Below are 20,652 nucleotides of genomic sequence, written 5' to 3' on the forward strand. Positions count from 1 at the left end.
TCAAAAAATGACTGATCAACAGACCGTGCGCGTCATCGCTTTTCCCGGCGCTCCCAATCTGCCGACCTTCGCAGCCATCGAGAAAGGCTTCTTCGCTGAGGAGAAGCTGGCGATCGAACTGACGCTCACTCCGAATTCCATGGCCCAGGCCGAAAGGACGGCCGCCGGCGAATTTGACGTCATCTTTACCGCCTTCGATAACGTCGTTGCCTATGGCGAAGGCCAGGGTCCAGCGGGTGCGGCGGTCAATCCGGAATATGAAGTCGTCATGGGTGCGACACAGCTTGAGCTTGCGATTGTCGCTGCCCCTGATGTCAAGGACTATGCCGACCTCAAGGGACGGACGATTGCGCTCGATGCGCTGTCGACCGGTTTCGCTTTCGTGCTTTACGAGATGTTCGCCCGCGGCGGCCTAAAGCCGGAAGACACCACCTACGTGCCGGTCGGCGCGACGCCGCAGCGCTGGCAGTCCGTCAAGGGTGGCGAGCATGCGGCGACGCTCACCATCGAGCCGTTTACCAGCATCGCACGCAAGTCCGGCTTCAACCTTCTCGGTCTGTCGACCGAGATCTTCGACAGCTATCAGGGCGGTGTCGTTGCCGTGCGCGGCCCCTGGGCGAAGCAGAATCCGGAGACGGTGAAGGCCTTCATTCGCGCTTATCTGAAGGGGCTCGCCTGGACCCTCGATCCGCAAAGCCGTGCGGAGGCCGAAAAGATCCTGCAGGAGAAGATGCCGGAAATTCAGCCGGCCGCACTGCAGTCCGTCATGCAAAGCCTGCTGTCACCGCGTTCCGGCCTCACTCCGGATGCGAAGATCCTGCCCGAAGGCATGCTGCGCGTTCTCGAACTGCGTTCACGCTTCGGCAAGGGCGGCAAGGCTCTGACCGATGCCGGAAAATATCTGGACCTCTCCTATTACGAGGCCGTCACCGGCAAATGATGAGACGAACAACATCGACGGAGGAGATCCATGGATCTCAAGGGTGAATACCGCATCAAGGCGCCACGCAGCGACGTCTGGGCACTGATCAACGACCCGCAGGTGCTGCGCGAGTGCATTCCGGGCTGCGACAGCCTCGAGGGCAATCCTGACGACGGCTTCACCGCGCGGGTCACCACCAAGATCGGACCGATCAAGGCGACCTTCGAGGGCGCGGTGAAGCTGAGCAACATCCAGCCGCCCGAGAGCTACACGATTTCGGGCGAAGGCAAGGGTGGCGTAGCCGGCTTTGCCAAGGGCGGTGCGGATGTGCACCTTGCCGAGGCCGAAGGCGAGACGATCCTGACTTATGCCGCCAAGGCGCAGGTCGGCGGCAAGCTCGCCCAGCTCGGCGCCCGCCTTATCGACTCGACGTCGAAAAAGCTCGCCGACGAGTTCTTCGCCAAGGTGGCAGCGCGCGCCTCGGCATCCGCTGCTACGCCGGCGTCACAGCCGACAGCCTACGAGGCGGTCATCGTTCCCGATGGAAATCCGGCGCCTGTGGCCCCGGCTGCTGCGGCAGTCGCCGCTCCGCCCGTCACTCAGGCGGGCGCAACATCCGGAAAGTCAAGCTCGATGCTTTGGCTCGTGGGGCTTGCGGCGGTTCTGGTCGTCATCGTCATCGCCGTGGCCGTCCGCTGAAACAGATCGAGGTATACCCCATGACCACCGTTACCCTTACCGTCAACGGCACGCCCCAGACGAAAGACATCGAGGACAGGACGCTGCTCGTCCATTTCCTGCGCGATCATCTCGGCCTGACGGGTACCCATGTCGGCTGCGATACCACCCAATGCGGCGCGTGCACCGTCATTCTCGATGGCCGTGCGGTCAAATCCTGTACGATCCTGGCCGTAGCCGCTGACGGCGGTTCGGTCACGTCCATCGAAGGATTGGCGGACGGCGACAAGCTGCACGACGTTCAGACTGCCTTCCATGAATGTCATGGCCTGCAGTGCGGCTTCTGCACGCCCGGCATGATCATGGCGTCCGTCGACATGATCCGCCGTCATGAGGGCGTGCTCGACGAGCATACGGTCCGCCATGAACTGGAAGGCAATCTTTGCCGGTGCACCGGATATCACAACATCGTCGAGGCGGTTCTGACGGCGGCGGAGAAATACCGCGGCGAGCATCGCGCCGCAGCCGAGTAAGCGAGAGGAGCCGAGGGCAAAGCCATGTATATGTATGAGACCAAGTACCACCGGCCGAAGACGCTCGCCGAAGCCGCCGAGCTTTACTCCAGCCTGGACGAACCGGCCTATCTTTCCGGCGGCCATACGCTCATTCCGGCCATGAAGGGACGGCTTGCGGCTCCGGCCAACCTTATCGACATCAGGCAGATACCGGAGCTTTCGGGCATCAGGGTGGAGGCCGGTCGCATGATCATCGGCTCGGCGACGACCCACGCGACGGTTGCGGCCTCGAAGGAAATCGCAGATGCCATTCCGGCGCTGAGCGCACTTGCCGGCTCGATTGCCGATGTCCAGGTCCGCCATGTCGGCACGATTGGCGGCTCCACCGCCAACAACGACCCGGCAGCCGACTACCCCTCTGCCGTCCTCAGCCTCGATGCGACAGTGCATACCGACCGTCGCGCCATTCCGTCCGACGAATATTTCGCCGGCCTCTATACGACGGCCCTCGAAGAGGGTGAAATTCTTACCCGGCTGGAATTCAAGGTCCCCATGGTCGCCGGTTATGCCAAGTTCCGCAATCCCGCGTCCCGCTACGCGCTCGCCGCAGCTTTCGTCTCGAAACATCGCGACTGCAGCGTGCGAGTGGCGATCACCGGCGCGGGAAATTCCGGTGTGTTCCGCTGGACCGAGGCGGAAGAAGCCTTGATGGAAGATCTCGTGCCGGAAGCGGTGCAGGGACTGATGCCGGATCCCGCCGACATGATGAGCGACATGCACGCCTCGGCCGAGTATCGCGCCCATCTCGTCGCGGTCATTACGCGGCGTGCGGTCGAGAATCTCGGTGGCGCGCTGATCATCTGAGACGACTATCGCGCTGGCGCAGCGACGCGGCGGCATGGGCACGCCGCGTCGTTGTAATCAGTTAATGCGTTGCTGGCTCGAGATACTGGCGCAGACTGGCGTTGATCTGTTCGATCGCTGCCTCGGTGGAAGGCACGTTGCGGATCGCGTTCAGTAGTACGAAGTCGTGAATCGTGCCGTTATAGCGAATTGCGGCGACGGTCACTCCGGCTTCCTTCAGTTTCCTTGCGTAAGCCTCACCCTCGTCGCGCAGCGGATCGTTCTCGGCGGTGATGACGAGCGCCGGCGGCAGGCCTTTGAGTTGGTCGAGACTGGCGCGCAGCGGCGACACATAGGGGTTGTCGCGGGTCTCGGCATCGGGAGCGTAGAGATCCCAGCCGTACTTCATGAATGCACGTGCCAGAAAGCGGCCGTCTCCATACTCGCTATAGGAGCCGGTATCGACGCTTGCGTCGGTCGCCGGAATGAGAAGCGCCTGGAAGGCGATCTTGGGGCCGCCGCGGTCCTTGGCCATGAGCGTCAGCGCTGCGGTCATGTTGCCACCCACTGAATTGCCGGCCACGGCGATGCGGCTTCCGTCCGCGCCGAACTCTTCAGCATGAGCCGCCACCCATTTCAGCACGGCATAGGATTGATCGAGCTGCGTGGGGAAGCGCGCTTCGGGCAAGGAGGTATACTCGACGAACACGCCGATCTGGCCGGAACCGACCACCAGATCCCGCAGAAGCCGTTGATGGTTTTGAAAGTTGCCGACTATCCAGACGCCGCCGTGAATAAACAGCAACACGCCGGGCTTACCGGCGACCCGCTCGGGTTTCATGATGTAGATCTTCACGGTTTGACCATCCTGGGTGATAGTCTGCTCGGTCGTGTTCACCCCCGACATGTCGACAGGGGTCATATTCTGAAGACCGGTCAGGATCTCCTGGGGCTTTGGCTGCGGCAGTTCCCAAAACGGGCTCGGATCCTTGTTGATCTTGGCAAGGAACGAGCGAACCTGAGGGTCGATACGGGGGTCGGTGGCGGCGTCTGGAGCCGCATGAACGGGTTGAGTCACAAGGATTACTCCGAGGCTGAGGGTTGCGAGTGAGGGCAAGAGTTTCACGGTCATTCTCTCCGAGAAGGTTGCACGCAGCCGCACAGGTAGCCCGCAAGGAGGAGCCCGCGCTTCTGTCAAATGACCAGTCCGATGATAGATTGGCGGTTAACTTTTTGGATCGCGTGGGTCGGTAAGAATGGAGCGTAGCCCCGAGCGCGAGGTGACGCCGGTCTTGGAAAAGATCCGGTGAAGGTGGTAACCGACGGTCCTGTGAGACAGATAGAGCCTGCTGCCGATTTCCTTATTCGAAAGACCCTCGGCTGCCAGTTGCGCGATGTGAAGCTCCTGCGGAGTGAGCATCTCCCACGCGTAGTCGGTTCGTCGGCGGCTGGCTTCCCCCGAAGCGCGCAATTCCTCTCTCGCGCGGTCGCTCCAAGGCAAGGCGCCCAGCGCATCGAAAATATCTCGGGCCTCGCGCAACGGAGCTCTCGCATCGACGGATCTGCGCTGGCGGCGCAGCCATCCGCCATAAGCCAGGAGAAGACGTCCTCTTAGAAATGGCCACCTCTTCGCGACCGGCCCCAGACCTTGCAGGAAGAACCGCTCGGCGTCCGCAGGCGCCGCGAGCAACGCTTTGCCATAATGCAGCATCGCCTCGACCCATGGCACCGGCGACGGAGCCGAGACACGCTCCATCTCTTCGATCACTTCACGGGCCGCTTCGGCATTTCCGGAGAAAACGGCGGCTTCCACGAAATCCGCGAGGCCGAAGAATTGAAGACCGGAATTGAAAGCCGGATCGGCAGGAGCAAAAAGACGCCGCAGATGCTCGTAAGCTTCCCAATGCCGGCCTGCGCCGATTGCAGAGATGCCCCGCGCGATCTGCAGCATTGCCAGCAGGAAACTGGCGCCGACGGACAGAACCAGGCGCTCTGCCTCAGCCGCATATGCTTGTGATTGCTCCAGATTGCCCATCATCCCGGCGAGCTTCGCTTTCACAATCGTGGCCGCGGCAATCCAAAGAGTGCCACCCGTCTCCCCGGCAAAGCGAACGGATTCTTCGGCCTCACTCATTGCCCCCGTCCAATCGCCCACCTCCATTTCGGCCCACGCCTGCGCAAAGAGTACACGCGCGAGGTCGCTGAGCCGCCCTTGATCACGCAGTGCTGTAGCGGAATCAGTCAGGAAACTTACACCGAGGTCAAAGGCGCCAATGACGTTGGCCGTACTGCCGAGGATTCGCGCAACCGTGGGATTGCCCCCGCTTGTCCCGGTGTGTCGCTGGAGCTTGTTGAATACGTCGCCCCCGAGTTGAAGCGGCTCAGCGTAAGCGGATATTGCGATCAAACGTGGATCCGCCTCTGGCAGCTTAAGGCTGTTTGCAGCAAGCAGGATGCTTTCTCGAATGTCCCTATTTGCATTGCTCCACCAGCAGCGTTGGGCTGCGCGCCAGAGCAGGTTGCTTGCCAGGTCCTTGGCGCCGGCGGCATTGGCCTGCGCGGCCAAGCCAACCAGATTGGGGATTTTCGCCGGATCGCTAACCATTGGAGGCTGGCTGATCTCACGACACCAACCGGTCCGCGCACATGCGACAGGATCAGATTCGTCCACGTCGGCCTGACGCAGCAGATGCTCCAGTAGTTCCGGCTGCCCGAGGTCGGCGGCAAGTTCGGCGGCATGCAGGAGCCGGTCGCTTTTGGCTCTTGTCGTGCTGCTCAATCGTGCCGCTTTTTCGAGAACCTCGATTGCCATGGCTACCGCCCCTCGCCGTAGTGCCCGGGCCGCCATGCGATCGTATTCGCCGGCGAGCTCGTCATCTGGTCCGATGGTCGCCGCCGCACGATGCCACAAGTGACGATCCAATTGGTCATGAACGGCCGCCGCGAGTGCTGCATGGATTCGTTGCCGCGTTGCCAGATCGGCCGCCTGGTGCATGGCCGAACGCACCAGTGGGTGTCGAAACCGCACTTCCGTTTCGTCAATCTCGATCAGCTTGGCGGCTATCGCCGGCGTCAAAGCATCAACACCAACTTGCTCACCCAACACCGCTTCTCCCGCGCGCAGGATTTCGTAGAGCGATGTCCCGTCGTTTTCTGCAGCCACGAACAGCAGAGTTTGGGTGGTAGCCGGAAGATCGGACAAACGGGCTGAGAAGGCACGTTCCAAGCGCTCCGTGAGTGGAAGCCACCTCGTATCCCCAGCGTCCGCTGTTCGCTCGTCGCGAGGCAGCTCCAAAAGGGCCAGGGGATTTCCTGAGGCCTCTTTGAGGAAGCGGCTGCGCAGATCGGTCGAAAGGCCCGGTGCATTGGCGTCCAGCAGACGCTCGGCATCGGCATCGTCAAGTCCCGAAAGTCGGAGCCGCAGCGTTGAGGCGTCGTCGAATGAACGGTTGAAGCCATCGCGCATGGCCACCAAAAGAACGACGGGATCCGAACTCAGTCTGCGTGAGATAAAGGCCAGCACCTCATAGGTTGCCTCGTCCAGCCATTGGGCATCGTCGGCAACGAGCAGAATAGGCTTGCGCGTCGCGCTTTCGGTCAGAAGGGACAGCGTCGCAAGTGCCACCAGAAAGATGTCGGGCGCGCCCGTGTCATCGTGCATCCCGAAAGCGGCCAGCAAGGCAGATCGCTGACGAGGGACCAAGCCTTCAGCCTGCTTCATCAGCGGGCGCAGTGCCTGCTCAAGTGCTGCGAACGGTAGATGAACCTCGGCCAGGACGCCAGTCATGCTCAATACCGACACATCGCGTTCGCGGCCTCGATGCTTGGCGACTTCGAGGAGTGCAGATTTGCCGATCCCGGGCTCGCCGCTGATAACGAGTGTCGACCCACCTTGGTCGATCCGCTCGATCAGATGATCGATCACGGCAATGTCCTGCTCTCGGCCTTGCAAGAATTGAGAGGCAGAATGAACGGCACCCCTGCGCTGTTTCCGAAGCGGCAAGGGTGTCTCTTTCGCCCGCTTGGCCATTGTTTAACCGTTGGTGACGCTGCACCATTTTGAAATTGACCGCGTTAACCGCATGCGAACGATTGAGTTAACTTGGTGTTGTGAGTCAGAGGACTGCAGAGACGATGTCTCTCTATGGCAATCTGCCATCCATAGACTGATCCGTAAAGCCTGCTGCGAAGACTTCGGTCCACAGCTTCTCTAGGGATATTGAGCACCCGTCGCTTTCACATAGATCGAATAAAGCGATTGCGTCGCGGCGATGAAAAGCCGGTTGCGCCGCGGTCCGCCGAAGGTGACGTTGGCAACCGTTTGCGGCACCTTGATCTTGCCGAGCAGTTCTCCCTGGGGCGAGAAGCAGTGAACCCCGTCGCCGGCGCTGGTCCAGACCCTGCCATCCGTATCGAGCCGAAAGCCATCGGGAATGCCGTTGTCGAGCGTGCAGAAGACGCGGCCGTTGGCAAGTTGCCTGCCGTCGATCACATCGAAGACGCGAATGTGCCGCGGTGTCGTGCCGTCGTCGCTCGAACCGGAATCGGCGATGTAGAGCTTCGTCTCGTTCGGCGAGAAGGCAAGCCCGTTCGGCTGGAGGAAATCATCGACGACGGCATCGATTTCGCCACCTTCGGGATCGAGCCGGTAGACATTGCGTGTCGGTTGCTCGGGCTCGCTTTTGTAGCCCTCGTAGTCGTGAAGGATGCCGTAGGTGGGATCGGTGAACCAGATGGTTCCATCCGACCGCACGACGACGTCGTTCGGCGAGTTCAGCCTCTTGCCCTTGTAGCTGTCCGCCAGGACTGTGATCGAACCGTCCACCTCCGTGCGAATGACGCGCCGGCCGCCGTGCTCGCAGGAAACGAGCCTGCCTTGCCGATCGCGGGTATTGCCGTTAACGAAGTTGGAGGGCGAACGGAAGGTCGAGACGCTGCCATCGGGCGCCCAGCGCAGCATTCTCTGGTTCGGAATGTCGCTCCAGATCAGGCAGTTGGCGTCCGCAAACCAGACGGGACCCTCCGCCCAACGGCATCCGGTATAGAGCCCTTCCAGAGCGGCACTGGAAATGATGAGCTTGCGGAATCGCTCGTCGTGGATTTCGTAAACGGATTGACTGTCCTGCGGCATCGGCGCCTCCCTGCGCTTCTGAACGGCGATCAGTTCTGAAAGAGGCGACGCTGCCGACGCCTTCTTGTTACCGATTATTCCACCATCGCTTCCGTTGCAATGCGTCCAGGTGATGCCACTTGAACGCAGGATGCTCACATCTAGCGGGCAGCCCAGTTCGCGCCACGACGGAAGATCGTCTTCATCTCAGGGACATTGAATTCCTTGGCCTGGTGGCCGAGCGAGGAATAGAAGACGCGGCCCTTGCCGTGTTTGCGTTTCCAGACGACCGGCATCACGACGCCGTCGATCCAGTAGGCATGGTCGCCCGTGAAGGTGGTCGTGGCGAGAACCTCGTTGGAGGGATCGACATGCATGTAATACTGCTCGGACGTGTAGGGGAAATCCTTGATGCCTTCCATCAAGGGGTCGTCCGGTCGGGTGATGTTGACGGTGTAGTCGATGATGTTCCCGGGATGGGCGACCCATTGGCCGCCGATGATGAACTGGTATTCGACCGATTCGCGGAAGGCGTCGCCCGCGCCGCCGTGATAGCCGGCGATACCGACGCCGTTCTGGACGGCCTCGGCAAGGTTCTTGACCTCTTCCTTCTCGATCTTCGACATCGTCATGATCGGCACGACGAGGCTGAGGTCGTGAACGGACGGATCTGCGAAGGCCTCCGTGCCGTGCTCCATGTAGACCTTGAAGCCGTCCTCCTCCAGCATGTCCTTGATGATGGTGGCGCATTCCTGTGGTTCATGGCCGCTCCAGCCGCCCCAGACGATCAATGCTTCGCGCATTGTGAACTCCTCCTGATGATTATTTCCCAAGCTGGCCGTCGACCAGGGACTCTGAAAGCGGCGCCGGACGTTCCGTCGCCGTGGTGATCGTTACCGTGCGGCCGGTTTCGGCGGCGGTGTGGAAGGCTTCCATCACTTCGAGCACGTGCAGTGCCAGGCTTCCATTCGCCCGGTGCGGCCGGTTGGAGCGGATGGCATGCGCCAGATCGGCGACGCCGAGCGAGCGATAGTTGCCGTCGGCATAGGGCGCGGTCACCTCGCGATTTTCGAACTGCCCGCCCTTCTTCAGATATTCGACCGGTCCGGCGAAGCGGTTCGGGTCCGGCACGATCAGCGTTCCCTCGGTGCCGTAGACCTCGATCGGTACATGCTTGTGGCCGGCCACATCGAAGCTCATGGCGATCTGCACGACCGCTCCGTTGGCGAAGGCCATGACGCCGGCGACATGCGTCGGCACGTGCACCGGAATGCGCTCGCCGTTGCGCGCCTCGCTGGTGATGATGCGCTCCTTGCGCGGCGTGGTCGCGAAGCCTGCCACCTGCGCTACTGGCCCAAGGAGGTTGACGAGGTCGGTGATGTAATAGGGGCCCATGTCGAGCATCGGTCCGCCGCCGACTTCGTAATAGAAGGCCGGATTGGGATGCCAGCGCTCGTGGCCCGGGCACATGAAGGTTGCCGTTCCGCCGACGGGTTGGCCGATCACGCCCTGATCGATGAGGGCGCGGGCGGTCTGATGACCACCGCCGAGAAAGGTATCGGGTGCCGCGCCGATCCGCAGGCCTTTGGTCTTTGCCGCCTCGGCGAGCTTTTTGCCTTCGGCGAAGTTGATGCCGAGCGGCTTTTCCGAATAGGCATGCTTACCGGCATCGAGCGCCTGCAAGCCCACGGCGACATGGGCTTTTGGAATGGTAAGATTGACGATGATCTCGACCTTCGGATCGGCAAGCAGCCGATCCACCGTTGAGGCGGGAACGTTGAATTCGGCTGCTTTCGCCTTCGCGAGATCTTCGTTCAGATCGGCCACGCCACGAATGTCGAGGATGGGAAAAGAGGCCATCGCCTTGAGATAGGCGCCCGAAATATTGCCGCAGCCGATGATGCCAATACCAACTTTTTCCATAGATTCCTCCAAATAAATCTGTCGCTTGCCTTTGGGTCAGGGCGCAGGTCCCGTCGTTCCCCAGGGCGATTCATAGAGCTCCCAAAGCGCCACGGCCGCGGCCCCCTGCGCCCACATGTCGTCGCTCGACTGATCGAAGACGAGTTCGGCGACGCCGCTGATCGAGGGCGGGATGGCGAGCGCATAGGCGTCGCGCAGGCTCTTGAGGAAAGGCTCGCCGAGCGCAAGGCTCGACCCCACGAGGATCACCTTCGGGGGCGCGAAAAGCGTGACGATATTGGCGATCGCGATGCCGACGGCCTCGCCGGCGCGGATCGCCGCATTGATTAGGGTGTTGTCCTCCGCCTGGATCAGGGCCTGGGCATGCGCCATGCCACGACCGAGCCGGATCGCTTCGGCAAAGCGGCCGCCAGCGGGCTGGTCGCCGAGGATGGCGCTTTCGCCGGCCTGGCTCGACAGGCGCACCGTTCCCTGCGGTCCCATGCCGAGCACGAGATCGCCGAGATTGTGGCTGAGGCCGCCGGCGCCGCGAAAGAGCTGATTGCCGTGCAGCACACCGAGCCCGATTGTCTGCTCGAGCGAGACGACCACCATGTCCTCGAGATCGCGGGCCTCGCCGAACCAGTGATGGGCAAGGGTAATGGCGTGGGCGTCGCTCTCGACGATTGTCGGCGTTGACAACCGCTCCGACATCTCGTGGGCGAAGTCGACATTGGCCTCACGGAAAATGGGACTGCTTCGCACGCGCCCCGTGCGGTGCTCAATCAGGCCGGGCAGGCCGAGACATACGGAGTCGACATCCTCCAGAGCAAGGCCGGCGTCGACGACGCAGCGCCGCACCCCATCCTCGATCAGATCGGCGATGACCGCGATCGGCTGGCGATCGACGCGGATCGCAAGCGTCAGGTTCGACAGCACCTCGCCACGAAAATTCGTGACCGCAAAGACCATGCGGTTGGCCGCGATCTTGGCGCCGACGACCCGGGCAGCATCCGGATTGATCTCGAGCATGACCCGCGGGCGTCCGCGCGAGGCTTCATTGCGAAGATCGCCTTCGTGGCGCGGCAGGATGAGCCCGTCGTCCAGCAGCGAGGCCGTAATGGCCGAGACTGTCGTCGTGGAAAGTTCCGTTCGTTCACTGATCTCCACGCGCGAGATCGGTCCGTGTCGCCGGATCGTGTCCAGCACGTTGAAGCGATTGATCGCACGCATCAATTCCGGATCGGCAGTCTTCATGGCAGCTCACATGGGGAGCATAGGGCGTCGCTCACCGGATATCCTCCCGAATTATTACGTAGCACGAATTAAATCGCTTCAGTTCTAGTCACTGAATCGCATGCCGCGCAACATGAATTTGATTGGGAGGAGACGAATTGGTCTAATTTGACGCAGGAAAGCGTCGCTTCCTATTGACAGGGAAGCGGCCAGCCCGTTTATTTAATCCGGGTACGGTAAAAAATCGCTACTGGGAGGAGCGAGATATGAATACTGTCAAAGTTTGCCGCGTTGGGCAATTCTGCGCTGCTGCCATTGGCGCGGCTGCGTTCTTTTCAAGCATGACGCCGGCATCGGCGGAAACGGTCATCCGCTGGCTTCATATTGAGTCCGTTCCGAGCATCGTCAGCACCTGGCGCGGTATCGCGGATGCCTTCGAAAAGCAGCATCCCGGCGTCAAGGTCGAGCTTCAATTTCTCGAAAACCAGGCTTTCAAGGCGAAGCTCCCGACGCTGCTGCAATCCAACGAGCCTCCGAGCGTCTTCTATACCTGGAGCGGCGGTGTGCTGAAGGCGCAGGCCGATACGGGCATGCTGCGCGACATCAAACCGGCGCTTGATGCCAATGGCGGCGCATGGCGCAATCAGCTCAGCCCGGCTGCGGTTGAAGGCATGACCTTCGACGGCAAGACCTGGGGCGCACCCTACAAGACCGGCCTCGTTTCCTTCTTCTACAACAAGGCGCTGTTCAAGCAGGCCGGTATCGACGCATCCACGATCAAGACCTGGGATGATTTCCTCGGCGCCGTGAAGACCCTCAAGGCAGCCGGTATTACACCGATCGCCGGCGGCGGCGGTGACAAGTGGCCGATCCACTTCTACTGGGGCTATCTTGCCATGCGCGAGGCCGGCCAGAAGGGGTTCGAAGCGGCCAAGGCCGGCGAAGGCGACGGCTTTGCCGGCGAACCCTTCATCAAGGCGGGCGAACATCTGGTTGAACTCGGCAAGCTCGAACCCTTTCAGAAGGGCTATCTCGGCGCCACATGGAACGACGCGCTTGCCACCTTCGGCGACGGCCGCGCGGCCATGTTGCTCGGTTTCGAGAACACCAATCTGACGCAATCGGCGGGCGCGACCGATGGAAAAGGGCAGCCGGACGACAATATCGGTCGCTTCCCGTTCCCGACGGTCAGCGATGGTCCTGGTCTCGTCACCGACAATCTCGGTCGCCTCAACGGCTGGGTGATCACCATCAACGCACCGCCCGAAACCGAGGAATTCCTGAAGTTCCTCAGCGATACGGATAATCAGCGTCTGCTTGCCGAGAAGACGAGCATGCTGCCGATCGCCAAAGGCGCCAATGACGGCGTCAAAAATCCCCTGCTCAAGGACAGTGCGGATGCGCTCGACAAGGAAACCTGGCACCAGAATTTCCTCGATCAGGATCTCGGTCCCAATGTTGGCGCTGTTGTCAACGACATGACGATGGAAATCGTGGCGGGCCAGATATCGCCAGCCGATGCCGCCCAGCAGATCCAGGACGCATATTCGCTCGAAGCGAAGTGATCCGGCTGTAGCCGGCGCCCCGCAGGTTTCGATGCGGGCGCCGGCTTCGTTGCAATCGCGGCCAATCCAGAAGGCGCGGGCCGGAAGGCGCGGGAGAACGATACTGCGATGAGTGAGACGTACATGTCAGTGAAATCAACCTCGGTCCCGGGGGCCATCGCCAGCCCGATCCGGCGAAAGCGCTCGCTGGCACGCACGAAATGGCCGGTCCTCGTCCTGTTCCTGCCGCCGGCACTGATGCTGTTCACGGTGCTCGTCATTCTGCCCATGGGCGAGGCGGCGTGGTATTCCTTCTATAACTGGAATGGATATGGCCTGCCGACACAATGGGTCGGCTTTCGCAACTATGCGCTGATCTTCCGCAACGGGGCTTTCACACAGGCGCTGATCAACAACGGCCTGATCATCCTGACCTCCCTATTGCTGCAGATTCCGCTGGCACTCTGGCTCGCCACCATGGTCTCGAGCCGCATCAAGGGTGCCCTCACATTCCGCCTGATCTTCTTCCTGCCCTACGTGCTGGCGGACGTCGCCGCCGGCATGATCTGGCGTTTCGTCTATGACGGGGACTTCGGCCTTGTCGCTGGTATCGCGCATTTCCTCGGCGTGGAAGCGCCCTTCTGGCTCGCCGACCGCGGGGCCGCCATGTATGCGATCCTCGGCGTCATCGTCTGGAAATACTTCGGCTTTCACATGATGCTGTTCATCGCCGGTCTTCAGGCGATCGACAAAAGCGTTCTTGAGGCCGCGGAAATCGACGGCGCGACCGGCTGGCAGAAATTCCGTTACGTGACGCTGCCGCTGCTTGGATCGACTGTCCGGCTCTCCGTCTTCTTTGCCGTCGTCGGTTCTCTGCAACTGTTCGACATGATCATGCCGCTGACCGGTGGCGGGCCATCGAACGCGACCCAGACCATGGTCACCTTCCTCTATAACTTCGGCGTGACACGCATGCAGGTCGGCTTCGGCAGCGCCGTCGGTGTTGTCCTCTTCATCATCTGCGTCACACTCGCCTTCAGCTACAAGCGGATATTCATGAGAAATGACTGAGATCTCAGCACCCCCAATAGATGCGGCAACGGCGCCGAGCGCCGGCCGACGCCTCGGCATCGGCACCCGGACCTATCTCTACGTATCGCTGCTGATCGTTGCCGGCCTCGTCGTCATTCCGCTCATCAGCACGGCGCTTGGCGGCTTCAAGACAATGTCGGAACTGCGCGGCAATCCGTTCGGGCTACCGCATGAATGGCAGTGGCGCAACTATCTCGATATTTTGGAAAGCCAGCGCTACTGGTTGCAGATGGGCAACTCGCTGCTGATTGCGGCCCTGACGGTGTTCCTGACGCTCACCTTCGGGGCGATGGCGGCCTTCTGCTTCGCCCATGTCAAGTTCTTTGGCGCCAACTATCTGCTCAACTATTTCCTGATCGGGCTGATGTTTCCGGCCGCCACCGCCATTCTGCCCCTCTACATCCGCATTCGCGATCTCGGTCTTCTGGATACCTATTGGGGTGTGGTCCTGCCGCAGGTGGCTTTTGGTCTCGGAATGAGCATCCTGCTTTTCCGCAACTATTTTCGAAACCTGCCGTCGGAGCTTTTCGATGCCGCCTTTGTGGATGGATGCGGCTATTTGCGCTTCTTCTGGCACATCTCGTTGCCGCTCTCGCGGCCGATCATAGCAACGGTCGGGATCATATCCTTCGTTGGGAGCTGGAATAGCTATATCCTGCCCCTGATCATGTTGAACTCGGAGTCCAAATATCCCTGGCCGCTTGGCATCATGGTCTACAAGGGCGAGTTCAGCACGGATTGGCAGCTCATACTGGCCTTCATCACGCTGACGATCCTGCCGACGATCATCGTCTTCTTCCTCGCCCAGAAGCACATCATCGCCGGCCTAACGGCTGGCGCGGTGAAGTCCTGAGCGCCTATCTATCGGAGTATCTGCAATGGCATCTGTCGAACTCAGGAATGTCAGAAAGGCCTACGGAGCCCTCGACGTCATTCACGGCGCGTCCCTCTCGATCGAGGATGGCGAGTTCATCGCCCTTGTCGGTCCGTCGGGCTGCGGCAAGTCGACCCTGTTGCGCATGATCGCGGGACTCGAGGAGATCACCGGCGGGGAGGTGATCATCGGCGGACACGTCGTGAACGATCTGACGCCGCGCGAGCGCAACATCGCCATGGTGTTCCAGTCCTATGCGCTCTATCCGCACATGACGGTCGCCGAAAACATGGGTTTCAACCTGAAGCTTGCGGGAGAGCCGAAGGCCGTGATCGAGCAGCGGGTCGGCGAGGCGGCGCGCATGCTGGCGCTCACGAGCCTCTTGGACCGCAAGCCTTCGCAACTCTCCGGCGGACAGCGCCAGCGTGTCGCCATGGGCCGCGCGATCGTGCGCAATCCGGCCGTCTTCCTGTTCGACGAACCGCTTTCCAATCTCGATGCGAAACTGCGCGTACAGATGCGCTCGGAGATAAAGGCGCTGCATCAGAAGGTGAAGACGACATCGATCTATGTCACCCACGACCAGATCGAGGCAATGACGCTTGCCGATCGCGTGGTGGTGCTGAACCAGGGACACATCGAGCAGCAGGGTGAGCCGATCGAGCTCTATCGCCGTCCCGCCAATCTGTTTGTCGCCGCCTTCATCGGTTCACCGGCCATGAACCTGCTCGATGCCGTGGTCGACGGAGTGGAAGGCCAGCCGGCCGCGCGGCTTTCCGACGGAACGGCGATCCGCATCGCACCGGAGCGCAAGGTCAAGGCCGGCCAATCCGTCAAGGTTGGGCTGCGGCCCGAGCATCTCACGCCGACAGGCGCGGGCACGATGCTGGCGGGGCAGACACTTCTTGTCGAGCCGACCGGCGCGCAGACCCACGTGGTTTTCGATCTGGCCGGGCAATCGGTGACCGCGATCGTCGATGGCGATTATCCTGCCCGCTATGGTGCCCGCTTCGAGGCAAATGTGAACAGCGACCAAGTCTATGTCTTCGACGGTGCCAGCGGGATAGCGCTATAAGGCTCGGACGTGCGCCGAAGCAGACCTTTTCGATCTGTGCTGCCGCGCTTCATGATCTCGATGCCGATATCGATGACACGTTCGCCGGTCGCATCGCCGTCGAGACGACGCCTTAAAGCAAGGATCGCCTCGTTGCCGACCTTCCAGCGAGGGGTGCGGACGCTGGAAAGGGTCGGATAAGCCGCCTCCATGAAGTCGAAATCGTTGAAGCCGGCGATCCCGAAATCTTCCGGCACACGAATGCCGCGCTGCATGCATTCGAAAAGCGAGCCGAGGGCCATGATGTCGTTGTTGCAGAAAATGGCATCGAGGCGCGGCTCGAGCTTGAACAACTGGCTGAGCAACTGCCGGCCCATCAGCGGCGTCGCGATGCGGTTAGGCTCCCAGCCGATGCCGTCGACGGCTTCTTGTGCGGCGATATTGGCTGAGCGGATCAGCCGCTGATCATAGAGTCCGGCTTCCTTGAGTGTGTCGGTAAGGCCAGTCAGGCGGCCGAGGGAACGATTGTTCATCCAGCCGCTGATGAAGCCGATGCGGCGATAGCCGCTTTCGATCAGGTGCTCGGCCATGGCCTTGCCGGCCGCATGGTGTGAAAAACCAACGATCGTATCGATCGGGTCGTCCGTCAGATCCATGATCTGGACCACCGGGCAGCCGGCGTTCTTGAGCATCGCACGCGCGCCCTCGTTCTGGTCGATGCCGGAGACGATCAGACCGGCGGGTTTCTGCCGCAGCATCTGCGCAATAAGCCGCTCCTCCTCGTCAGGTTCATACCGCGTGTTGCCGATCTGGATCTGCAGGTTCGTCTTTTCGACACCGTCATAGATGCCACGGATCACATCGGCGAAGATGTTCTGCGTCAGCGCCGGAACAAGGACGCCGATGATGTCGGTGCGGATGGAAGCGAGTGCGCGGGCATTGAGGTTGGGAACATAGTCGAGTTCGCGGATTGCCTTCTCGATGCTGTTGCGCAGCGTCTCGGACACCTGCCCGGGTGCGCGCAGTGCCCGCGATACGGTGATCGCGCCGACACCGGCATGTCGGGCGACATCGGCGATCGTCGGCCTTCCATCGGTCCTGCGACTGGGTAACGGATTGTCCTTTTTCATCTTTTTATCATAGCAGCAAATATCAGAATTTGGCGATGTTTCCCGCCGGACGGCAGTTATGGCTAGCCGGCCGTCAACAAATCAGGATCGAAAATTAAACATGTGCCGAGAGGTCAGGGAGCTGCCCACGCGGGCTGGAGCCGTGCCGTGCGGATCTGATGCGGCTTCGGTCAGCCATCGACACGCTATGAGCTCAACCCGAGTTGCGCTGGTTTCAAGCGGTCCGGTATCGTTGACGAGCATGATTGGTAGCGTTACCATACGCTGGCTCGGCATCGCATTCATCTTCAAGCGGGCAGCCGGAAATGGAGGAACGAGGATGGGAGAGCCTTCGGAAGAGAAGAATTTGCATGGGCGCGTTCAATCGGTTGATCGCGCCCTGATGCTGCTCGAAGCCATGGGAGAAGATGAGGAGGGCAATCGTCTGATAGACCTGGCAAGCCGGACGGGCCTTGCTCCATCGACCGTTCATCGCATCCTGACAACATTGGAACAACGCCAGTTCATCCAGTTCAATCCCAATGATCGCATGTGGCACATCGGCCGGCAGGCGTTTGCCATCGGAACGGCATTTACGCGCCGAAGCAATATCGTGGCGACGGCACTGCCGTTTTTGAGGCGCCTGCGCGATCAGACGCGTGAAACGGTCAATCTGGGCTTCATGCAGGACGGTGAAATGGTGTTCGTCGACCGGATCGAAAGTCGGGACATTATTCGCAGCGTCACCCGCGTCGGCGGCAAGGCTCCGATGACCGCATCCGCGATGGGCAAGGCAATCTTGGCGACCTGTCCGTTTGAAGAAGCGGCGGCGATCATCGAGCGTGAGGGAGGACGCCGGTTCACAGCCAATACATTGATCCAGCAGGAAGCGCTTCAGGCCAATCTGGAAGACATACGAAAAGAGAAATATGCCGTTGATGATGAGGAGTTTGTTCCCGGCCTGCGTTGCGTCGCCGCGCCTGTGTTCAATCACCGGGGAGATGCGATCTGCGCGATTTCCATCTCAAGTCTGTCGGCGAGAATAACCAGGGATCGCGTGCCGATGCTCGGGCATCTGCTTGTCGAGGCATCTCAAAAGCTAACGGTGGCGCTCGGTGGCGTGGCAAGTCCGCCAAATCTCATGGCAACGTGATACCGAAGATGGCGCTCGGCCGTATGCTGCTCGTAGACGAGCGTAGTTCTCGGGTGACCGCCGGCCCTTAAGGCGGATCGGCAGTCGGTGCTTCAGGTCAGGCAAGCCAATCGATGACGACCATCTCATGGTCGAAGACGTCACCGACCTCGATCACGACTTCATGCCCATCCGTTCCGACCTTCGATTTTCGTCCGCTGACCCTGAGGCTTGCTTCCATCGGGGCATCGCGACCGGGCTCCTTGCGTAAGCGCAACGTGACCGGGCCGATCGGCAAAAGCTCGTTCTGCCGGCCCGGCACACGGGAGGTCAGGACGCGATTGTTCAGATGAACAATCTGCCGGTTCTCCTGCCGGTAGAGCGTGGCCGTCACCAGACCATGTGTCCCCTCGAGCTTCAGAAGCGAGCGATCGCCAAGCATCCAGTTGACGGCATTCGCAATCAGGCGCGCATGCTCGAACTGGTCGTCCCGCGCAAAGCATCGATCGAGATCCGCCACGAACCAGACGAGCTTGCCGCCGCCAGCGGTCTCGCGAACGGTGATGCATGGCAGATCGATCCGCGGCTTGCGCATCCAGGACGTTTCCGGCGGATAGATCGGGAAATCCGGTATGAAGGTTGCCAGCACCTTCACGTCGTCATCGACGCTCACAGCCGGAAGGAAGCCTCCGAAGGGAAGGGTGTCGGTCTCTTCGAATCCGGCAAGGATAGGGTGCCGGTTTCCGTCGGGCGCAGGCGCAGTACGATCCGTCGGGCCATGGATCTTGGCGCGGAGTTCCGGCGCAAGGCGCAGATAGGTATGGCGCACGCTGGTCTCGATATCGGGATTGGCGGCCTCCTGATCGCCGTAGCTGTCGCTCTTTCGATGAACGCCGAAGAGTTTCCCAAGGGCGAAATCCGCTTGCTGGTCGCCGAACTCGCCATAGAGGCTCGTTTCCGACGAGGCGATGACCGAGCCGCCCTGAGCGGCAAAGGCCTCAACGGCCGCGACCTGCGCCTCCGACATGGCCCCGAGATTGGGAAGGATCAGGACGCTGAAGCGGCCTGCGGCCTTGCCGATATCGTCGGCGTGTACGGGAAGATAGGTGATACCGGCCCTGTCCAGCGCCCTGACGGTGCCGCGATAGGGGTTCATCGTCCGGGCGCTGGCCTTGTCGCGACCATGAAAATCGTGATTGCCCTGCGACCAGACCACTCCGACGTCGGCCTGCGGCTGACGGTTGATGAGGATCTCCTCATTGGCCTCGTGCCATTTGAAGATCGGCTCGGCAGTCTTGTACTGCCGGCGGTCCTCGTGCATCGAACCGATGTGATGCCACCAGGGCTGGATGCCGCCGGCAAAGCCTGACGACGACCAGAGTCGCACCTCGGCAGGCGGCATGCTCGCAAGCCGGAACGCCGGCGATCCAAGCTGGTACTGCGGGGTGCTTTCCGGAATGAGCTTGTCCCAGCCGCCGACCTCGTGCAGCCGCTTGCCGACTTCCGTATTATCCTCGAAGCCGTCGATACCGTTGCGGCGCTGGTGATCGAGCATAACGATCGGGCTACGGGCAAGGATGGAGGGCAGGTCGATGAACCGATTGCAGTTGTTGAGCACGTCGCCGCTGATCATGCCCATCCAATGGCAATCCTTGCCGCCGGCTTCCGTGGTGATCCTGTTGTTGAGCTCCCACAGCTCCGTCCGGCGCTTGTAGTTCCAGCGGATCCAGAGCCGATAATTTTCGTCGGCCCAGTCGTGGCGGCGAGGCAATTCGACGCCGGACCATGCGGGGAACTGCTGCGAGCAGTGCTGGCAGTAACAGATATTCTTGCGCGGGATGCCTGCCCAGCTGTTGTCGGCAAAGCCGTCGGGATGGGTGCGCTCGATAATCTCCTGCATGACCTGCGGGAGATATTCGCTGTAATAGGGCGAGTTTATGCAGGTCACGTACTTGTCGGCCTGCCGGTAGGGCTTGCCTTCGATGTCGACACAGATCCAGCTCGGATTGGCGTGGTAGAAATCCTCCGCGACGCGGTTCGAGTCCATGCGCGCAATGACCTTCAAGCCCTCTTCACGCGCCGCCTTGACGATCTCGCCATAGAGATCGCGGTCATCAAGGGCTTCGGCCCTGTGGTGCAGCGGAAATTTCGAGGGATAATAGGCGACGATCCCGCCCGCATTGACGATCACCCCGTGAATGCGTGTCCGGCGCCAATGCTCCCGCCACCATTGCTCGTCGTAACGCGCCGGGTCGATCTCGACCAGATTTGTCTGGCCCCATCGCGACGCTGTTCGGTACCAAGGCTCCGATCCCATTGATATCTCCACCCTCGTTTCAGTTGATCTACGACGCCAAACTAAATGAAACCGAAGCTTCGTCGCCGACTTTTGCAGAGAATTTCACGATGCGGAAAATACCCGCAAACCGTTCGTGAGCACCGCGAAAATATTATCAAAGAATGCCACAAACCGGCGCAATCTGCAGGCGGCGCAAGAGAGGTTATCAGCGCCGCCAGAGGATCGCGCAGGGCGATCCGGCATTCTGCACATCAGCAAAGATCGGCCGCCTGCGTTGACTTCAATGTTACTTTTTGGAATTGACTTCGTTTGCTTTGATGAACGGCAGCCGGGTCCTTGCCG

17 protein-coding genes are annotated in these 20,652 nt (G+C 60.9%); 9 read left to right on the top strand and 8 right to left on the bottom strand.

Annotated elements, in window-relative coordinates:
* Positions 1-7: 7 nt before the first annotated feature.
* The 4 genes from AAE029_RS01655 to AAE029_RS01670 are packed head-to-tail and all read left to right on the top strand — an operon-like array spanning position 8 to position 2,979.
* Positions 8-940, top strand: coding sequence for an ABC transporter substrate-binding protein (locus tag AAE029_RS01655; protein WP_371071043.1), 933 nt, complete (start codon positions 8-10; stop codon positions 938-940).
* 30 nt (positions 941-970) lie between these two features.
* A complete protein-coding gene (locus AAE029_RS01660) occupies positions 971-1,621 on the top strand; it encodes a carbon monoxide dehydrogenase subunit G (RefSeq protein WP_371071044.1) in 651 nt (216 codons plus the stop codon).
* 20 nt (positions 1,622-1,641) lie between these two features.
* The gene (locus AAE029_RS01665; protein WP_371071045.1) at positions 1,642-2,133 is read left to right on the top strand and encodes a (2Fe-2S)-binding protein; all 492 of its coding nucleotides are present in this window, start codon (positions 1,642-1,644) and stop codon (positions 2,131-2,133) included.
* Between the two features lie 30 nt (positions 2,134-2,163).
* Positions 2,164-2,979: a xanthine dehydrogenase family protein subunit M gene (locus AAE029_RS01670; RefSeq protein ID WP_371071524.1), complete on the top strand. Its 816-nt coding sequence runs from the start codon at positions 2,164-2,166 to the stop codon at positions 2,977-2,979.
* Between the two features lie 61 nt (positions 2,980-3,040).
* On the opposite strand, the gene AAE029_RS01675 is transcribed toward AAE029_RS01670, so the two are convergent.
* The 6 genes from AAE029_RS01675 to AAE029_RS01700 form a co-directional block, all read right to left on the bottom strand.
* Complete coding sequence (locus AAE029_RS01675; RefSeq protein WP_371071046.1) at positions 3,041-4,090, bottom strand: alpha/beta hydrolase; 1,050 nt, start codon at positions 4,088-4,090, stop codon at positions 3,041-3,043.
* 93 nt (positions 4,091-4,183) lie between these two features.
* The gene (locus AAE029_RS01680) at positions 4,184-6,988 is read right to left on the bottom strand and encodes an AAA family ATPase (RefSeq protein ID WP_371071047.1); all 2,805 of its coding nucleotides are present in this window, start codon (positions 6,986-6,988) and stop codon (positions 4,184-4,186) included.
* Positions 6,989-7,168: 180 nt separating this feature from the next.
* Complete coding sequence (locus tag AAE029_RS01685; protein WP_371071048.1) at positions 7,169-8,089, bottom strand: SMP-30/gluconolactonase/LRE family protein; 921 nt, start codon at positions 8,087-8,089, stop codon at positions 7,169-7,171.
* Between the two features lie 140 nt (positions 8,090-8,229).
* Entirely contained in the window at positions 8,230-8,871 is a 642-nt protein-coding gene (locus AAE029_RS01690; protein ID WP_371071049.1) for a ThuA domain-containing protein, read from the bottom strand.
* Between the two features lie 19 nt (positions 8,872-8,890).
* Entirely contained in the window at positions 8,891-9,991 is a 1,101-nt protein-coding gene (locus AAE029_RS01695; RefSeq protein ID WP_371071050.1) for a Gfo/Idh/MocA family protein, read from the bottom strand.
* A gap of 36 nt (positions 9,992-10,027) precedes the next feature.
* Positions 10,028-11,227, bottom strand: a complete 1,200-nt coding sequence (locus AAE029_RS01700) for an ROK family protein (protein ID WP_371071051.1) — start codon at positions 11,225-11,227, stop codon at positions 10,028-10,030.
* A 245-nt stretch (positions 11,228-11,472) separates the two neighbouring features.
* Here AAE029_RS01700 and AAE029_RS01705 point away from each other — a divergent pair, with 245 nt between their 5' ends.
* The 4 genes from AAE029_RS01705 to AAE029_RS01720 all read left to right on the top strand — a co-directional run bounded on the left by AAE029_RS01705 (position 11,473) and on the right by AAE029_RS01720 (position 15,791).
* Complete coding sequence (locus tag AAE029_RS01705) at positions 11,473-12,771, top strand: extracellular solute-binding protein (protein WP_371071052.1); 1,299 nt, start codon at positions 11,473-11,475, stop codon at positions 12,769-12,771.
* A 123-nt stretch (positions 12,772-12,894) separates the two neighbouring features.
* Positions 12,895-13,821: a carbohydrate ABC transporter permease gene (locus AAE029_RS01710; RefSeq protein WP_371071053.1), complete on the top strand. Its 927-nt coding sequence runs from the start codon at positions 12,895-12,897 to the stop codon at positions 13,819-13,821.
* On the top strand, positions 13,814-14,695 hold the full coding sequence (locus AAE029_RS01715; RefSeq protein WP_371071054.1) for a carbohydrate ABC transporter permease: 882 nt from the start codon (positions 13,814-13,816) through the stop codon (positions 14,693-14,695). Before AAE029_RS01710 ends, AAE029_RS01715 begins: the two co-directional genes overlap by 8 nt.
* A gap of 25 nt (positions 14,696-14,720) precedes the next feature.
* Entirely contained in the window at positions 14,721-15,791 is a 1,071-nt protein-coding gene (locus AAE029_RS01720; protein ID WP_371071055.1) for an ABC transporter ATP-binding protein, read from the top strand.
* Here AAE029_RS01720 and AAE029_RS01725 read toward each other — a convergent pair.
* Positions 15,755-16,900, bottom strand: coding sequence for a LacI family DNA-binding transcriptional regulator (locus AAE029_RS01725; RefSeq protein WP_371071056.1), 1,146 nt, complete (start codon positions 16,898-16,900; stop codon positions 15,755-15,757). The two genes, AAE029_RS01720 and AAE029_RS01725, sit on opposite strands and share 37 nt — an antisense overlap.
* 319 nt (positions 16,901-17,219) lie before the next feature.
* Here AAE029_RS01725 and AAE029_RS01730 point away from each other — a divergent pair, with 319 nt between their 5' ends.
* Entirely contained in the window at positions 17,220-18,032 is an 813-nt protein-coding gene (locus AAE029_RS01730; RefSeq protein ID WP_371071057.1) for an IclR family transcriptional regulator, read from the top strand.
* 97 nt (positions 18,033-18,129) lie between these two features.
* Here AAE029_RS01730 and AAE029_RS01735 read toward each other — a convergent pair whose 3' ends face one another.
* A complete protein-coding gene (locus AAE029_RS01735) occupies positions 18,130-20,328 on the bottom strand; it encodes an alpha-amylase family protein (RefSeq protein WP_371071058.1) in 2,199 nt (732 codons plus the stop codon).
* Positions 20,329-20,652 lie beyond the last annotated feature (324 nt).

The sequence above is a fragment of the Sinorhizobium sp. CB7 genome (assembly GCF_041357635.1).
Classification (GTDB): Bacteria; Pseudomonadota; Alphaproteobacteria; order Rhizobiales; family Rhizobiaceae; genus Rhizobium.

Coding starts and splice junctions, on each gene's coding strand:
- AAE029_RS01655 (WP_371071043.1), top strand. CDS start 8: ATGACTGATCAACAGACCGTGCGCGTCATCGCTTTTCCCGGCGCTCCC.
- AAE029_RS01660 (WP_371071044.1), top strand. CDS start 971: ATGGATCTCAAGGGTGAATACCGCATCAAGGCGCCACGCAGCGACGTC.
- AAE029_RS01665 (WP_371071045.1), top strand. CDS start 1,642: ATGACCACCGTTACCCTTACCGTCAACGGCACGCCCCAGACGAAAGAC.
- AAE029_RS01670 (WP_371071524.1), top strand. CDS start 2,164: ATGTATGAGACCAAGTACCACCGGCCGAAGACGCTCGCCGAAGCCGCC.
- AAE029_RS01675 (WP_371071046.1), bottom strand. CDS start 4,090: ATGACCGTGAAACTCTTGCCCTCACTCGCAACCCTCAGCCTCGGAGTA.
- AAE029_RS01680 (WP_371071047.1), bottom strand. CDS start 6,988: ATGGCCAAGCGGGCGAAAGAGACACCCTTGCCGCTTCGGAAACAGCGC.
- AAE029_RS01685 (WP_371071048.1), bottom strand. CDS start 8,089: ATGCCGCAGGACAGTCAATCCGTTTACGAAATCCACGACGAGCGATTC.
- AAE029_RS01690 (WP_371071049.1), bottom strand. CDS start 8,871: ATGCGCGAAGCATTGATCGTCTGGGGCGGCTGGAGCGGCCATGAACCA.
- AAE029_RS01695 (WP_371071050.1), bottom strand. CDS start 9,991: ATGGAAAAAGTTGGTATTGGCATCATCGGCTGCGGCAATATTTCGGGC.
- AAE029_RS01700 (WP_371071051.1), bottom strand. CDS start 11,227: ATGAAGACTGCCGATCCGGAATTGATGCGTGCGATCAATCGCTTCAAC.
- AAE029_RS01705 (WP_371071052.1), top strand. CDS start 11,473: ATGAATACTGTCAAAGTTTGCCGCGTTGGGCAATTCTGCGCTGCTGCC.
- AAE029_RS01710 (WP_371071053.1), top strand. CDS start 12,895: ATGTCAGTGAAATCAACCTCGGTCCCGGGGGCCATCGCCAGCCCGATC.
- AAE029_RS01715 (WP_371071054.1), top strand. CDS start 13,814: ATGACTGAGATCTCAGCACCCCCAATAGATGCGGCAACGGCGCCGAGC.
- AAE029_RS01720 (WP_371071055.1), top strand. CDS start 14,721: ATGGCATCTGTCGAACTCAGGAATGTCAGAAAGGCCTACGGAGCCCTC.
- AAE029_RS01725 (WP_371071056.1), bottom strand. CDS start 16,900: ATGAAAAAGGACAATCCGTTACCCAGTCGCAGGACCGATGGAAGGCCG.
- AAE029_RS01730 (WP_371071057.1), top strand. CDS start 17,220: ATGGGAGAGCCTTCGGAAGAGAAGAATTTGCATGGGCGCGTTCAATCG.
- AAE029_RS01735 (WP_371071058.1), bottom strand. CDS start 20,328: ATGGGATCGGAGCCTTGGTACCGAACAGCGTCGCGATGGGGCCAGACA.